This window comes from Plantactinospora sp. WMMB782 (genome assembly GCF_049179135.1).
Classification (GTDB): domain Bacteria; phylum Actinomycetota; class Actinomycetes; order Mycobacteriales; family Micromonosporaceae; genus Plantactinospora.
The window spans coordinates 7,418,966-7,432,977 of sequence record NZ_JBMHMC010000007.1; the positions used below are offsets into that span (position 1 = coordinate 7,418,966).

At 72.8% G+C, this 14,012-nt stretch carries 14 protein-coding genes; 9 read left to right on the plus strand and 5 right to left on the minus strand.

Going from position 1 to position 14,012, the window contains the following annotated elements:
* Nucleotides 1-6: 6 nt before the first annotated feature.
* The 6 genes from ACN28A_RS35130 (at nucleotide 7) to ACN28A_RS35155 (ending at nucleotide 6,611) form a co-directional block, all read left to right on the plus strand.
* Complete coding sequence (locus ACN28A_RS35130; protein ID WP_421402882.1) at nucleotides 7-789, plus strand: FHA domain-containing protein; 783 nt, start codon at nucleotides 7-9, stop codon at nucleotides 787-789.
* A 2-nt stretch (nucleotides 790-791) separates the two neighbouring features.
* Nucleotides 792-1,829, plus strand: a complete 1,038-nt coding sequence (locus ACN28A_RS35135) for a serine/threonine-protein kinase (protein ID WP_421404824.1) — start codon at nucleotides 792-794, stop codon at nucleotides 1,827-1,829.
* Entirely contained in the window at nucleotides 1,826-2,440 is a 615-nt protein-coding gene (locus ACN28A_RS35140) for a hypothetical protein (protein ID WP_421402884.1), read from the plus strand. Before ACN28A_RS35135 ends, ACN28A_RS35140 begins: the two co-directional genes overlap by 4 nt.
* Nucleotides 2,433-4,919, plus strand: coding sequence for an Hsp70 family protein (locus ACN28A_RS35145; RefSeq protein ID WP_421402886.1), 2,487 nt, complete (start codon nucleotides 2,433-2,435; stop codon nucleotides 4,917-4,919). The genes ACN28A_RS35140 and ACN28A_RS35145 overlap by 8 nt, the downstream gene beginning before the upstream one ends.
* Nucleotides 4,920-4,948: 29 nt before the next feature.
* Entirely contained in the window at nucleotides 4,949-5,836 is an 888-nt protein-coding gene (locus ACN28A_RS35150) for a hypothetical protein (protein ID WP_421402887.1), read from the plus strand.
* Nucleotides 5,837-6,059: 223 nt separating this feature from the next.
* The gene (locus tag ACN28A_RS35155; RefSeq protein WP_421402889.1) at nucleotides 6,060-6,611 is read left to right on the plus strand and encodes a DUF5872 domain-containing protein; all 552 of its coding nucleotides are present in this window, start codon (nucleotides 6,060-6,062) and stop codon (nucleotides 6,609-6,611) included.
* Nucleotides 6,612-6,694: 83 nt separating this feature from the next.
* Here ACN28A_RS35155 and ACN28A_RS35160 read toward each other — a convergent pair whose 3' ends face one another.
* Nucleotides 6,695-7,921: a PucR family transcriptional regulator gene (locus ACN28A_RS35160; RefSeq protein WP_421402891.1), complete on the minus strand. Its 1,227-nt coding sequence runs from the start codon at nucleotides 7,919-7,921 to the stop codon at nucleotides 6,695-6,697.
* Between the two features lie 414 nt (nucleotides 7,922-8,335).
* On the opposite strand from ACN28A_RS35160, the gene ACN28A_RS35165 reads away from it, so the two are divergent.
* Nucleotides 8,336-8,821 carry a cation:proton antiporter regulatory subunit gene (locus ACN28A_RS35165; RefSeq protein ID WP_421402893.1) on the plus strand — a complete coding sequence of 162 codons (486 nt, stop codon included), beginning with the start codon at nucleotides 8,336-8,338 and terminating at the stop codon, nucleotides 8,819-8,821.
* Nucleotide 8,822: 1 nt separating this feature from the next.
* Here ACN28A_RS35165 and ACN28A_RS35170 read toward each other — a convergent pair whose 3' ends face one another.
* On the minus strand, nucleotides 8,823-9,704 hold the full coding sequence (locus ACN28A_RS35170) for a dioxygenase (protein WP_421402895.1): 882 nt from the start codon (nucleotides 9,702-9,704) through the stop codon (nucleotides 8,823-8,825).
* 56 nt (nucleotides 9,705-9,760) lie between these two features.
* Between ACN28A_RS35170 and ACN28A_RS35175 the strand changes: the two genes are divergently transcribed.
* Entirely contained in the window at nucleotides 9,761-10,588 is an 828-nt protein-coding gene (locus ACN28A_RS35175; RefSeq protein ID WP_421402897.1) for a cell shape-determining protein MreB, read from the plus strand.
* Nucleotides 10,589-10,715: 127 nt separating this feature from the next.
* Nucleotides 10,716-11,036, plus strand: coding sequence for a TraR/DksA family transcriptional regulator (locus tag ACN28A_RS35180; protein ID WP_421402899.1), 321 nt, complete (start codon nucleotides 10,716-10,718; stop codon nucleotides 11,034-11,036).
* A gap of 191 nt (nucleotides 11,037-11,227) precedes the next feature.
* Here the strand turns inward: ACN28A_RS35180 and ACN28A_RS35185 are convergent, their stop codons facing one another.
* The 3 genes from ACN28A_RS35185 to ACN28A_RS35195 all read right to left on the minus strand — a co-directional run bounded on the left by ACN28A_RS35185 (nucleotide 11,228) and on the right by ACN28A_RS35195 (nucleotide 13,882).
* Nucleotides 11,228-12,412 (minus strand): thiolase family protein, encoded by a 1,185-nt coding sequence (locus ACN28A_RS35185; protein ID WP_421402901.1) that lies wholly within the window; start codon nucleotides 12,410-12,412, stop codon nucleotides 11,228-11,230.
* The gene (gene fabG / locus ACN28A_RS35190; RefSeq protein WP_421402903.1) at nucleotides 12,409-13,146 is read right to left on the minus strand and encodes a 3-oxoacyl-ACP reductase FabG; all 738 of its coding nucleotides are present in this window, start codon (nucleotides 13,144-13,146) and stop codon (nucleotides 12,409-12,411) included. Before fabG ends, ACN28A_RS35185 begins: the two co-directional genes overlap by 4 nt.
* Before the next feature lie 106 nt (nucleotides 13,147-13,252).
* Entirely contained in the window at nucleotides 13,253-13,882 is a 630-nt protein-coding gene (locus ACN28A_RS35195) for a TetR/AcrR family transcriptional regulator (RefSeq protein ID WP_421402905.1), read from the minus strand.
* Nucleotides 13,883-14,012: the final 130 nt, after the last annotated feature.

The following is a 14,012-nucleotide window of genomic DNA, read 5'->3' on the forward strand; positions in this document are numbered from 1 at the left end:
TCGACGGTGGCTGAGCAAACGCGGACGGGCGCGGGCGTGACGTTGCGGATCACCTCGCCCGAGGGATCGGTCCGGGGTGTCGAGCTGACGGACGGGCCGGTCACGGTCGGGCGTACCGCGCCGGACCACGCACCACAGGTGACGCTGGAGCCGGATCCGCAGCGCTGGATCGGCCGCCTGCACTGCACGCTGGATCTCCACGAGGGCGGTTGGACGGTGACCGACAACGCGAGCGTCAACGGCACGCTGTTGCGCTGCCTGGACGGGCGCACCGAGCGTCTGGTGGGCAGCCGCCGGCTGCGGCACGGCGACGCGCTGCTGATCCTCGGTGACATGTCCCCGGACGGCGAGCCGCTGTACTGGGAACTGACCCTGCTCGACCCGCACACCACCCAGGCCGCGCCGTTCGAGCCGCCGCCGGCCGTGCCGGCCCGCGGGCCGGGCCTGCGTTACGACTGGGTGGCCGCGCGGGCGTACCGCAGCGACGAGCACGGCGAGACCCCGGTCGGCGGGCTGCGGCCGCAGGGCCACCAGTTGCTGCGGTACATGGTGGGTCGGAGCAGCGCCGGTGCCGCCGTCGCGTGCGGTCACGAGGAACTCGTCACCGCGCTCTGGGGCCCGCCCGAGGAGTGGCCGCCCGGCCGGGCCTACAACCGGACCGACCTGGCCGGCGTCGTGCGCGCGGTGCGCCGGGCCGTCGAGGTGGATCCGTCCGCGCCGCGGATCCTGGAGACCATCACCGGCATCGGCTACCGGCTCAACGTCGCGGACTCCCGGGACGAGCCGTGAGCATGCTGGCCAGTGGCGACCGGGTCACCGACACCCTCGTGGTGGACCGGCTGCTCGGGGAGGGCGCGTTCGCCGAGGTGCACCGGGTGCGCCACGAGTATCTCGGCTGGCAGGCCATGAAGGTCTTCAAGCAGGTCGTCTCGCTCGACGAGACGCGCACCCTGCTGGAGGAGGCCCGCCTGCTGTCCACCCTCGGGCACCCGAACATCGTGCGGGTCTTCGACGCCGGTACGGTGCGCACCTCGAACGGCGTCCGTGGCTTCTTCACGATGGAGTACGTGGCCGGGGGCAGCCTCGAACGGCTGATCCGGGCGCACGCGCCGGCGATGCCGGTGGAGCTGGCGGTCGAGGCGGCCGAGCAGATCGCCGCCGGCCTGACCGTCGCGCACGAGCAGGATCCGCCGATCCTGCACCGCGACCTCACCCTGGCGAACATCCTCGTCGGGTACGACGGCAGCGGCCTGCGGGTCCGGGTCAGCGACTTCGGGCTCGCCAAGCGCGCCGACCCGTTCACGATGCTGGCCAGTGCCCAGGGCACGTTCGCCTTCATGGCACCCGAGGTGCTGCGCCGGGAGGGATACTCGCGGGCCAGCGACGTGTGGTCGGTGGGGACGATCGGCTACCTGCTGCTGACCGGCCGGCTGCCCTACGACGACGGGGCACCGCTGTCGTCGTACTCGCCGGCTCGGTTCGCGCGGGCGCCGCTGCCGCCGAGCCGGTACCACCCGGAGGTGGACCCGGAACTGGACCGGATCATCCTGTCCACCCTGCGGGTGGATCCGGCCGAGCGGCCCGCCTCCGCCGGTGTGCTGGCCGCCGCGTTGCGCGACCGGCGGCTCGGCGGCGCCGCGCGCGGCTCGGGCGGATCGCCCGACTCGCGGGCCCGCCGGCTCGCCGCGGAGGCACTGGAGCTGGCCCGGCAGGCCGGCCAGCTCGACCGGGCGGCGGAGCTGATGGCGGAGGCACTGGAGCTGGCGCCGGACCTGCGCGCCCGCTACCAGCCCAGGTTGGCCCTGTGGCGACGAGGAGTGACGATGTGAGACGGATCAAGCTGCTGCGCGAGGAGCTTCGCCAGCGCCGGCACCACCGGGAGTTCCGGATCGCGCCTCCGGTCTGGGACGACGAACAGCAGGCCCGCCTGGCGGACCTGCTGACAGCGGTGCGGGACGCCCGGCCCGTCGAGCAGGAAACGCCGCCCGGCCAGGAGACCCCGGCCGCGCAGGACACCCCGGCCGCGCAGGACACCCCGGCCGCGCAGGACACCCCGGCCGCGCAGGAGACCCCGGCCGCGCAGCCGGACGAGGCGGCGCTCGCGACGGCGGTCACGAACCTGTGGCGAGCCCAGCGGAAGCTCAGCTCGACGGGTGAGCGGCCCTCACCCCGGGACCGCCAGGCCAGCAGATACCTGCGTACGTCCACCGAAGCGCTGGCGGGTGCCGGCCTGGTCGTCCAGGAGCACGACGGCGACGCCTTCGACCCGGGACGGGAACTCGAGGTCCTGGTCTACCAGGAGAACCCCAACCTGACCGCCGAGGTCGTCATCGAGACCGTACGGCCCTCGGTCTACCTGCACGGCCGCCTCGTCCAGATGGGACAGGTCATCGTCGGCACCCCGGCGCAGCCGGTTGACGGAAGGAACGAACATGCGTGACACCATCGACTTCGGCATCGACCTCGGCACCACCAACAGCGCCATCGCGGTGGTGGAGGAGGACGGCGGCGCCGCCATCATCAAGAACAACGACGGCTGGGACATCACCCCCTCGGCGGTGTGGATCCCGAAGCCCGGTGTCGTGCACGTCGGCCGGCGGGCCCGCGAGCGCGTGCAGAGCGACCCGGACAACGCGGTCGCCGAGTTCAAGCTGGAGATGGGGCTGGCGGACGTCAGCAAGCGGTTCGCGAAGGCCGGCACCACGCTGACGCCGCCGCAGCTCTCCGCCGAGGTGCTCAAGTCGCTGCGGGCGGACGCCGCGCACCACACGGGCAGTCCACCGGAGGCGGCGGTGATCACCGTGCCGGCCGCCTTCTCGCTCAACCAGAACAAGGCCACCCTGGAGGCCGCCGTCCGGGCCGGGCTCAGCGCCGCGTGCCCGCTCGTCCAGGAACCCACCGCGGCGGCCTTCGCGTACGGCTTCCACGACGCCGACGACCGGGCGTACTGGATGGTGTTCGACTTCGGCGGCGGCACCTTCGACGCGGCGGTGGTGAGCAAGCGGGACGGCGACCTGCGGGTGCTGAACCATGCCGGTGACCCGTACCTGGGCGGGAAGCTCATCGACTGGGCGGTGGTGGAGCGGATCCTGGCCCCGGCCGCCGCGTCCGCGTTCGACCTCGCCGACTTCCGTCGGGACAACCCGGCATGGCGGCTGAACTTCGCCAAGCTGAAGTGGCTCGCCGAGGAGGGCAAGATCCAACTTTCCCGCCGGGACGCGATCGACCTGATGGTGGAGCTGACGCTCGGCGACGGTGAGGTCGAGACGTTCGAGTACACGCTCCGGCGGGACGAACTCGACAGGGTCGCCGAGCCGTTCTACGCCCGGGCGGTGAACCTGTGCCGGACCGCACTCGCCGACGGCGGGCTGGGCGCGGGTGACATCGACCGGCTGCTGCTGGTCGGCGGCGCCACCCTGGCACCCGGGCTGCGGGAGCGGCTCGCCGACAGCCGGGACGGTCTCGGCATCACCCTCGACACCAGCCTCGACCCGACTACAGTGGTCGCCCGCGGCGCCGCCATCTTCGCCAGCACCGTCCGGCGCCCGGATCCGCCGTCGTTCGAACCGGCCGCCGGCGAGTACGCCCTGCAACTCGCGTACGAGCCGAGCGTCACCACCACCACCCCGGTGGTGGCGGGCAAGCTGCACGCCGCCGCACCGGTGGACTGGACCGGGTACGGCGTGACGCTCAGCAACCCGGACGGGCAGCCGCCGTTCCGCACCGGACGGGTCGCGCTGAACGCCGAGGGCGCCTTCCTCACCGAGGTCTCCGTCGATCCGCACCGGACGTCACGGTTCACCGTGGAACTCACCGACGCCTCCGGTGTGCCGCAGCAGGTGTCGCCCGACTCGCTGTCCATCACGCACCGCGAGGTCGAGTTCGGCGGCGCCCGGCTGACCCACTCGCTCGGCATCCAACTCGTCGACCGCGCGTTCGCACCGCTGCTCCGCAAGGGCGCGACGCTGCCGACCCGGGCGCGCGAGGTGTTCCGCACCGCCGCGGCGCTGCGCCGCTCCGACGCCGACGCCGTGCTCCGGATCCCGGTGGTGCAGGGCGAGCGGGACCGCGCCGACCGCAACCGCCTGGTCGGCATGCTGGAGATCCGCCCGCTCGACGTGCGGATCGACCTGCCGGCCGGGACCGAGGTCGAGGTGACGTTCGAGGTGGACGCGTCCAACCTCGTCACGGTCGTCGCCGACGTGCCGCTCATCCAGGCCCAGTTCGAGGCGGAGATCAATCTCGACGAGGTCCGCACGCCGCAGCCGGACGAGTTGGCGGCCGCGCTCGCCGAGGCCGAGCAGCGGATGGCCGCACTGCACGAGTCGCGCGCGTCGGAGGCACCCGAGGTGCGGGACCGGCTACAGCGGCTCGACGACGAAGGCACCCTGACCACCGCCCGGGAGCAGGTCCGGGCCGCCGCCGTGGATCCGGGTGCGGCCGCCACCGCAGAGGACCGGCTCCGCGAGGTGCAGGCGCAGCTCGACGACATCGAGGAGGCGGCCGACCAACCGGCGCTGGTACGCGAACTGCGCGACCTGCTCGCCGAAGCCGGCCGGCTGGTGTCCGAGGTGGGGCATCCCGCCGACCGGACGGCGCTCGCCGAACTCGGGCAGCGCGCCGACGAGGCGATCGCGAGTGGCAGCTCGGCGCGGATCAAGGCGGAGACCGAGCGGGTCACCGAGTTCCTGATCGAGCTGGAGCGGCGCCAGCCCGGCTGGTCGGTACGGGTGTTCTACGCGCTGTGCGAGCAGCAGGGCCGGATGCAGCCGTCCGGCGAGGCCCGGACGCTCGTCCGGGAGGGCAAGGAGGCTCTGGCCGCCGGCGACGAACGCGCACTCGACGCGGTCAACTCCCGGCTCTTCCGGCTGCTGCCGCGCGAGGAGCAGCCGAAGATCATCGGGCTGGTCGGCCGGTGACCGCGCCGGCCCTGGGTACCGACCTGGCGGTGAGTCGGGCGACCGCCGCCGCCCGGCGTGGCGACCTGGACGACGCGGCCCGGGTTCTCGTCGCGCTTGACGGCGCGGAGCCGGCCGTCCTCGACCTGCTCGCCCGGATCCGCGCCCAACAGGGTCGCTGGCGGGAGGCGGACGAGTGCTGGGCGACGGTCCAGGCAACCGATCCGGACCACGAGGGCGCCGCCGCGGGTCGGCGGGCGATCGCCGCCATCCTCGCCGGTGACCGGCGCGCACACCCGCTCGCCCCACCGGTACGCCTCGCTGCGGCCGGGGCGGGGCTGGTGGTGGTGCTCGCCGCCGGGACCGTACTCGTGGTTCCGTCGCGGTCGGCCTCGCCGCCCGCGAAGCCCGCCGCCTCCGTGAACACCCCGGCGCCGGACACCGCCGCCCTGGACGCCGAGCGCCGCCGCGCGGCGGCGCTGGAGAGCCAGCTCGACAAGCTGGAGGCGGACCGGGCGGCGGCCGCGCAGGCGCTGGCCGTCCGGCTCGACGCCATCGCCCGCGCCGTCACCCTGCCCGGCGTGCTCGTGAAACGCCGGCCGGGCGCGGTGGAGGTCTATTTCCGGAAGGGGCTGTTCAGCCGGGACGCCTGGCTGACCGCGCACGGCGCCGACGTGCTCGCCGACGTCGGACGCCGGCTGCCCGACCTCGACGTGGCCGTCACCGTGGTCGGGCACAGCGTGCCGGTGCCCGGCGGCCCGACCAGTGGCGGCTCGAACACCGCGCTGACCCGGGCCCGGGTCGCGGCCCGGCAGCTGGCCCAGGCGGGCGACCTGCCGCTGACCGCCTTCACGCTGCGCTCCGCCGACCAGTCCCAGGGCCCTTTCCGCGAACCGGCCCGCAACCGCACCGCCAGCCTCGTCCTCACCCCCTCGTGATCACGGAATACGGAGTCCGCTCCCACTGGTACGGCCTGGGTGCCCGCCAAGGTCCGGCAGGAGTGTCGTACGTGGAGCGGTACTGGTATCTCCGGAAGGAGCAGGTACTCGTCGTGGACAACTGGCAGACACCCGACCTGGACCGGATCCTGGCGCAGGCGACCTGGAGGTAAACGTCCCCGGGCGGGGGCATGAGCCGGTTGCCGCCGGGTAGACGCCGGGCATGGCGCGGTACACGAAGCCCGAGCTCAGGGAGCAGATCAAGGAAGAGATCCAGGCTTCCGACAAGGGTGGCAGACCGGGACAGTGGTCGGCCCGCAAGTCGCAGCTGCTCACCCAGGAATACAAGCGACGCGGCGGGGGCTTCCTGGGCCCGAAGGACGAGCGGCAGAAGTCGTTGCAGCGGTGGGGTGCCGAGGACTGGCAGACCAAGGAGGGGGACACCCGGGCACGCGGCAGGGGTGAAACGGGTCGCTACCTGCCCAAGCGCGCCTGGGAGCAGCTCTCCGAGAAGCAACGGCGCGAGACCGACGCGAAGAAGCGCAAGGAGTCCAAGACCGGCAGGCAGTACGTCGGCAACACCGAGCCGGCCAAACGGGCCCGCAAGTCCGCCTCGGCGACCGGACAGATCGCGGAGTTGCCGGTCACCGAGGCGACCAAGCTGGTGCGTACGCTCGACACCGGCAAGCTGCGGACGGCGCTGCAACGTGAACGGGCGGGCAAGGCCCGCAAGACGCTCATCCAGCGGATGGAGTCGGAGCTGGAACGGCGCTGACCGGGGCACTCCCCCGGTGCTGCCCGTCGCCCGGTCCAGCGGCGAGGTGCCGGACCGGACGCGCCGACCGGGGGGAAGCCCGGTCAGCCGGCGCTCGGCAGGGGTTCGGCGGGCCAGTTCAGCGCCTTCGCGCCCAGTACGGCGGTCTGCAGGGTGAACCGGTGCGCGGGGTCGGACGGGTCGTAGCCGGTCAAGTTCCTGATCCGGTCGAGCCGGTAGGTGACGGTCCGCACCGACACGTGCAGGTGTTTGGCCGACTCGGTCGCCACCCCGCCGGTGCCGAAGTACGCCTCCAGGGTGGCCAGCAGTGGCTCGGCGCCGCCACGGGCCCGGGACAGCGGGGTGAGCACGGCGGAGACCAGGTCGACGATGGCCGGCTGGTCCCGGAGCAGTACCCGGTAGACCAGCAGGTCTTGTGCGTTGACGACCCGCTGGTCCACGTGCAGGCGACCGGCCATGGTCAGCGCCTCCCGGGCCTCCTCGTAGGAGCGGGCGATGCCGTACAGCCCGGGATGTGCACGGCCGACCGCGATCCGCCAGGGCCGCCCCTGGCGGAGCCGGTCGAGTACCCCGTGCATCAACTGGCCGAGCTCGTGCCGTCGAGCGTCGGCGCGGGTGGTGGGGCCGGTCGCGGCCGGTTCGGCGGGCGCGATGACGACCAGCAGCCCGTCCTTGGTGGCGACCAGGACGTCACGGTCGCCGAGCCGGTCGAAGATGACCGCTTCCAGTGCGCTGATCGCGGCATCGGTGTCGGGCAGTCGCCGGACGGGCGCCGCCAGCGCCACCTGGTGGACCCGGGCCAGGTCGAGCCCGAACGGCTCGGTCCGCTCGACCAGCGAGGCCAGGTCGGAGTCGCCCCGCAGCAGGTCGTCGATCAGTTCCCGGCGCAGCGTCTCCTCGCGGCGGACGAGTTCCCGCCGGGCCTCGGCATAGCCCTCGGCGAGGGTGGCGACCGCGTCGTCGACGACGTGCAGCACCGCGGCGGCGGCCGCGCGGACCGCCTCCGGGTCGCGGGAGCGGACCACCACGGGCAGGTCCTGCCACAACCGCCGGGCTGCCGACAGGTAGAGCTGGACCACCCGACCGGCGGAGATCCCCCGCTCCGCGGCCTGGCGCCCGAGCCGGCCGACCGCCTCCAACTCGGCCCTTCTGGGTCGACGCCCGGAGACCGCCGCGTCGGCCAGCAACGGAAGATAGTCACCGAGCAACTGCACGGGTACGTTGCCGGCGTCCCGGGCGGCGGCCTCGGCCACCTCGTCCAGCCAGGTCTGCCGGGGTGCGGCACGCCTGTCACGTCTGGACGCGGCCACGCTCCATGCACCTCCCGCCGGGGTCGTCACAGACCGTCGGCGACCCGCCGGCAGCGGCGGATCCGACCTCGGCACAGCACCGGCCCCGGCACCGGCCGTGACCTCGCAACTTGCCGACCCTCGGCAGTCTAACCCCGCTGGTGTCTGCGCGCCGCGCCCCTGTCCGGTCCGGCAGCGGCGGGCGAACATGGAGTTCTCACACCGGGACCGGGCCAGACGCCAAGAAGCGTGCGATGTCTGGCCAGGGTGTGGCAGCAGAACGCTCCGCTGCCCGGGCACAGCCGACAGGCCCGGTCCGGGAATACGGGTTGCCGACGTCCGGCAACCGAGCACCTGTCGAGGGGACCGACACCCCGACGAACAGGGCGTCCGACCCGGCCAGGGTCGTCGCCTCCGATCCGAGAAGGAGTGCCCATGATCATGGAACGGACCGGTCTGCCCGGCCTGGGGATCTCCCACGTGTTGACCACCCGGGAGGGGAACCGGCTGGGGATCGTGTCGCACCTCGACGGTCGGCAGGTCCTGGTGCTCTACGACCGGACCGAGCCGGAGCAGGCGGTCGGCAGCGTCACGTTGCGGCCGAACGACGCGCGTACGGTGGCGGACGTCCTGCACGCCACGGTCACCGTGGACCACGTCGCCGACCTGGTCGAGCCTGCTGAGGGGGTGCGGGCGGCACGCATCCGCATCCGGGCCGGATCGACGTACGCGGGCCGCCCGCTCGGGGACACCCGGGCGCGGAGCCGCACCGGGGCCTCGATCGTCTCGGTGCTGCGCGGTGCGGAGGTCAACGCCGCACCGGGTCCCGACTTCGTGCTCCGGGCCGGGGACGTGGTCGTGGCTGTCGGGCACGAGGACGGACTGGTCAGGTTGCGGGACCTGCTGGCCGCCGCGTGCTGAACTAGATGTTGGATCCGTCGGGCGGCAGGTCGGCCGGCGGTCGCGGCGCGCCGCTGCCGGCCGGAGTGGCCGGGCAGCTGAGGCCGAGCGTGTACGCCGTCATGGAGAGTGACCCGTAGGCGTAGCCGTCGACCAGGATCTCGGTGCCCGGCGCGTCGGTGGCTCCGGCCAGGCCGGCGAGGTACAGGGCGGGAATGAAGTGGTCCGGCGTCGGTACGGCACGGCCGTAGTCGGGGTGGGCGTCGAGGGTGGCGAACCCGGTCGGGTCGGTGAGCATCCGGGCCCTGGCGTCCTCGTCGAAGCGCCGGGCCCAGTCGTAGCCCTCGTCGGCGAGCTTCCAGTCCATCCCGCGCAGGTTGTGCACCACGTTGCCGCTGGCGACGACGAGCACTCCCCGGTTGCGCAGCGGGGCCAGCTTCGCGCCCAGTTCGAGGTGGTAGTCGAGGGGCTTGTCGGCGTTGATGCTGAGCTGGACCACCGGGATGGAGGCATCCGGGAAGGCGTGCACCAGCACGGACCAGGTGCCGTGGTCGATGCCCCAGCTGTCGACGTCCGCACCCACCCAGGTCGGATGGACGACGTCGCTGACCTCGGCGGCCATCTCGGGCAGCCCCGGCGCGGGATACTGCACCTCGAACAGTTCCGGTGGGAAGCCGTAGAAGTCGTGGATCGGGTAGTACGCCGGCATCCCGGCAGCCGGCCCCAGCTTGCCGGCCGCCGGCAACGAGAGGGCGGCGACGTTACCGGCGACGGCCGGTGCCGCGACCGCCGGCGCGGCGGATGCTCGAGGTTCTATCTGGTCGCGGACCTGCGAGATCGTCCGCTGGCAGCACCGACCTGCCGGACCTGCCGACGCTCGGCAGGCGATACGTACTGCCGGCACTCGCTCCGGTCTAGCTCCACGACCGGTCCGTAATCGATGTGGAAGGGGGCCTGACGTTGAGCATCGTCGACCAGCACGGTGCCGTGGAATCGGCATCAGCCACGGCCGCCTTCCGTAGCGATCGTCCCGCCGTCGGGGCCAGTGGCACGGAGCCGGCCGCCGTCGGGATCGACCTCGGCAGTGCCTACATCCGGGTCTGGGCCTCCGGGCGTCCACTGGTCCAGCTACCCAGCCTCGACGACAGCCCGCGCATTCCCAGACCCCTGGTACGGCGCGGCCGCATCGTCGACGAACGGGGCCTGCGGACGTTGCTGGCCCGGGTACTCTCCCACTACCGACACCCGCTACCCGCCGGAGCGGTGCTGGTCGCCTGCCGGCCGGTCCGGAGCACGCCGGACGACGAACGAGCGATGCGCGACCTGCTCGGCACGGTGTTCGCCCCGTCCCGGTTGCTGGTGACCCCGACCATTCGGGCCGCCGCGATCGGTGCCGGCGCCGCACCCGGACCGCTGCTCATCGCGGACGTCGGGGCACAGCTCGTCGAGGTCGCACTGCTGGCCGACGGTGGCCTGGTCGCGGCCCGCCAGGCCAACGTCGGGATCCGGGACCTCATCGGCCCGACCGCGGTGGACGTGGTCGGGCACACCGTGAGCGAACTCGTCCAGGACCTACGTCGCGACGGACGGGCGCGGGACGTCGAGCGGGCCGCCCTGCACCGCGGCCTGCTCCTGGTCGGCGGCGGCGCCGACGCGCCGGAACTGGCCGCCCGGGCCACCGGCGTACTGCGGCTGCCGGTCCGGTCGGCCAGCCGCCCGCGCGTCGCCGCCGTGCACGGCGCCGGCCTGTCCGCTCTCGCGGCGGTCCGCCGCCGGGGTCGGCAGTGACCCCGGGTCGGCGCTGACCCGGCGCATCGGACCCACCACCCGCGTCGGCACCTACCGCCCGGACGATCCGGGCGCGCACCGCCGAGCGGCCTCACCAGCCTTGGTAACCCAGAAAGGAAGTATCCGGATGACCACCGTGGACGACAGCCGGCTGCGAAACCTCCGGCACGTACTACAGGAACAACTCGACCAGCAGACCGCGGAGTTGGCCAGGCTCAGGGCGCACCGTACGAGTCCGGAGCAGATCGGTCTGGATCCGCAGACCGTCACCGCGCTCGTCGCCACCACCCAGCGGGCAGTGGCCGACAACACCGAAGCGCTCAGGCGGGTGACCGACGGCACCTACGGCAGCTGCGAGAAGTGCCGGCAGGACATCCCGACCGAGCGGCTGGAGATCCTTCCGCACGCCCGCTTCTGCATGCCGTGCCAGCAGTCCCGCAACGGCTGACCGGAAGCCGGTCCGCGAAGGGCTGACCGAACGCGGGTCCCCGAGGGGCAGACCGGAAGCCGATCCGCCATGGGCAGACCGGAAGCCGGTCCAGGTCCCCGGACGGGATTCGGGCCGGCTCGGTGCTCCCCAGCTCGACGGCGATCCGGACCAGTTCCCAACACCGCTCGACAGCGAGCGGGCCGCTGCCGTCACACCCGTCGGAAGAGGGCGGCGAGGGCCTGGCCACCACCGATGCACATGGTGACGATGCCGAGTTCGAGGTCGTTGCGCACCAGGTGCTTGGCCAGCCGGAGGGCGAGGATGGCGCCGGTCGCGCCGACCGGGTGACCGAGCGCGATGGCGCCGCCGTAGGGGTTGACCTTCTCCGGATCGAGTTCGGCGTCGCGGATCACGGCTACCGCCTGGGCCGCGAACGCCTCGTTGCACTCGACGGCGTCGACGTCGTCGGGCGTCGTACCGGTCCGCGCGAAGAGCTTGCGGAGCGCGGCGACCGGGGCGTAGCCCATGATGTCCGGATCCAGCGCGGCGGTGCTGACCGCCTCGACGGCCACCAGCGGCGTCAGCCCACGTTCGGCCGCGGCGGAGCCGGTGGCGAGCACGACCGCGGCGGCACCGTCGTTGATGCCGGCGGCGTTGCCGGCGGTGACGGTCCCACCTGCCTTGAAGGCCGGACGGAGTCGGGCGAGCGCTTCCACTGTCGTGTCGGGTCTCGGATGCTCGTCGACCGTCACCTCGACGCCACGGCGCCCGCCCGTGCTGACCGGCACGATCTCCTCGGCGAACGCCGCCCGGGCCGCCGGGGTCGCGGCGCGGCGTTGCGACTCGGCGGCGAACTCGTCCTGCTCCGTCCGGGAGACCCGGTAGCGTTCGGCGACGTTCTCCGCCGTCACGCCCATGTGGATGCCGTGGAACGGGTCGGTGAGCATGAGTACGGTGCCGTCGACCAGGGCGCGGTCGCCCAGTCGATAGCCGGCCCGTGCCTCGAAGTCGTAGAACGGCATCCTGGTCATGGACTCGTTCCCGCCGGCGACCGTGCAGCCGATGCCGTTCCAGCGCATCTCCATGGCCGCCGACCAGATCGCCTGGAGCCCGGACCCGCACAGCCGGTTGACGGTGTAGGCGGGGGTGCGGGCGGGAAGTCCGGCGGCGATGGCCACCCGACGGGCGTTGTAGGCGTCGGGCCCGACCTGGCCGATGCAGCCCATCACGACCTCCTCGACGGCGTCGGCGGGCACCGCCGAGCGGGCCAGCGCCGCCCGGGTGGCGACGGCACCCAACTCGTGCGCGGGGGTGTCCCGGAACACCCCGCCGTACCTGCCCACCGGGGTACGGGCGCCGTCGACGAGCACGATCCGCTGGTCCGGGCCGGTCATATCGAAATACCTCCGTCCACGGGCAGGACGATCCCGGTGATGTACCCGGCCTCCTCGGAGGCGAGGAAGGCCGTGGCCGCGGCCATCTCGCTGGGTGCCGCGAACCGGCCGAGCGGGATGGCGGCGGCGAGTTCCTGCCGCTTCTCCTCGGGAATCGAGCCGACCATCCGGGTCTCGGCGTTCGGCGAGATGGCGTTGACGGTGACGCCGAACGCCGCCAGTTCCTTCGCCGCGGTCTTGGTGAAGCCGATGATCCCGGCCTTGGCTGCGCCGTAGTTCGCCTGCCCGATGTTGCCGCGCAGGCCGGTGTACGAGGTCACGTTTATGACCCGGCCGTACCGCTGCGCGCGGAACACCGGGACCGCGGCGCGGGTCAGCCGGAAGGTCCCGCCCACGTGGACGTCAAGCACCTCTGCCCAGTCCTGGTCGGACAGCTTCCACAGTCGACGGTCCCGGAGGATGCCGGCGTTGTTGACCACGATGTCCAGCCGACCGGTCGCCGTGACCACCCGGTCCACCAGGGCCTCGACGGCTTCGGTGCTGGTGACGTCGCAGGCGACGCCGACGGCGGCCAGCTCGTCCGCCGCCAGGGCGACCGCGTCGGCGTCGGCGTCGACCAGGAACACCGTCGCCCCGGACTCGTGGAAAAGGCGGGCGAACTCGAGTCCGAGGCCCCGGGCCGCTCCGGTCACGATCGCGGTTCTCCCCGCGAAGTCGAACGTCAGGTTCGGCAACTCCTGCTCCTCCTCACTGACCTGGCTGGTGACGGCCGACGAACACGTCCGTGATCTCGGCCGGGACCGCCCGAAACCTGGCCTCCGTGCTGCTGCGCCGCCATGGCTAGCGCAGCTCCTCCGCCGCGTCCCGCAACGAGGTCAGGACGCGGCGGGTCTGCGGCGTGTCCGGCAGCAACGCGAGCAGCAGCGGGGACGTGGAGAAGGTCGACTGCCCGACCATGAGGCCGCGGACCCATTCCATCCCCGCCACCAGCTCGGCGACGGCGTCGGTGACACCGCCGCCGCGCACCCAGTTCCCGAGCGCGGACCGGTGGATCGCGTCGATCAGGGCCGCCAGGGCCGTCGCCTGGAAGGGCGGGGCGTCCGGTGGAAGATGGTCGCGCAGGTACGAGCGGGTGAGCGCCACGTACCGCTCGTGCTCGATGACCTCCCGCTTGCGTAGTTCCGGGACGACGCGGGTGAGTTTGTACCGTCGCAGCACGAGTTCCGGCCGGCTGAGGAAATCTCGCAGGGATTCCTCGGTGGCCGCGATGACGGCCTCTACCGGGTCCGTACCGGGGGCGGACTCGACGAGGCACCGCTCGACGAGTCCGAGCCGTTCGGTGTGGTCCGGGAATGCGAGTTCGTCCTTGCTTTCGAAGTGCCGGAAGACGGTACGCCGGGACACGCTCGACGCCTCCGCGACGGCCTCCACGGTGACATTCGCGTACCCCTCCTCCAGGAACAGGGCCATCGCCGTTTCCGAGATCCGGTACTTGGTCTCGAGTATTCTCCGCGAAGTCACCGACTGGCGCCCTCTCCTGATCTGCTGAGGCGCGAAGTGGGTTTCCCGCGCATCGTGGGGTTTGCCGAACTTCCCGACC

Bases quoted from the DNA above. Each gene is read 5' to 3' on its own strand.
- ACN28A_RS35135 (WP_421404824.1), top strand. From the start codon at position 792: ATGCTGGCCAGTGGCGACCGGGTCACCGACACCCTCGTGGTGGACCGG.
- ACN28A_RS35145 (WP_421402886.1), top strand. From the start codon at position 2,433: ATGCGTGACACCATCGACTTCGGCATCGACCTCGGCACCACCAACAGC.
- ACN28A_RS35155 (WP_421402889.1), top strand. From the start codon at position 6,060: ATGGCGCGGTACACGAAGCCCGAGCTCAGGGAGCAGATCAAGGAAGAG.
- ACN28A_RS35165 (WP_421402893.1), top strand. From the start codon at position 8,336: ATGATCATGGAACGGACCGGTCTGCCCGGCCTGGGGATCTCCCACGTG.
- ACN28A_RS35180 (WP_421402899.1), top strand. From the start codon at position 10,716: ATGACCACCGTGGACGACAGCCGGCTGCGAAACCTCCGGCACGTACTA.
- ACN28A_RS35185 (WP_421402901.1), bottom strand. From the start codon at position 12,412: ATGACCGGCCCGGACCAGCGGATCGTGCTCGTCGACGGCGCCCGTACC.
- ACN28A_RS35195 (WP_421402905.1), bottom strand. From the start codon at position 13,882: ATGGCCCTGTTCCTGGAGGAGGGGTACGCGAATGTCACCGTGGAGGCC.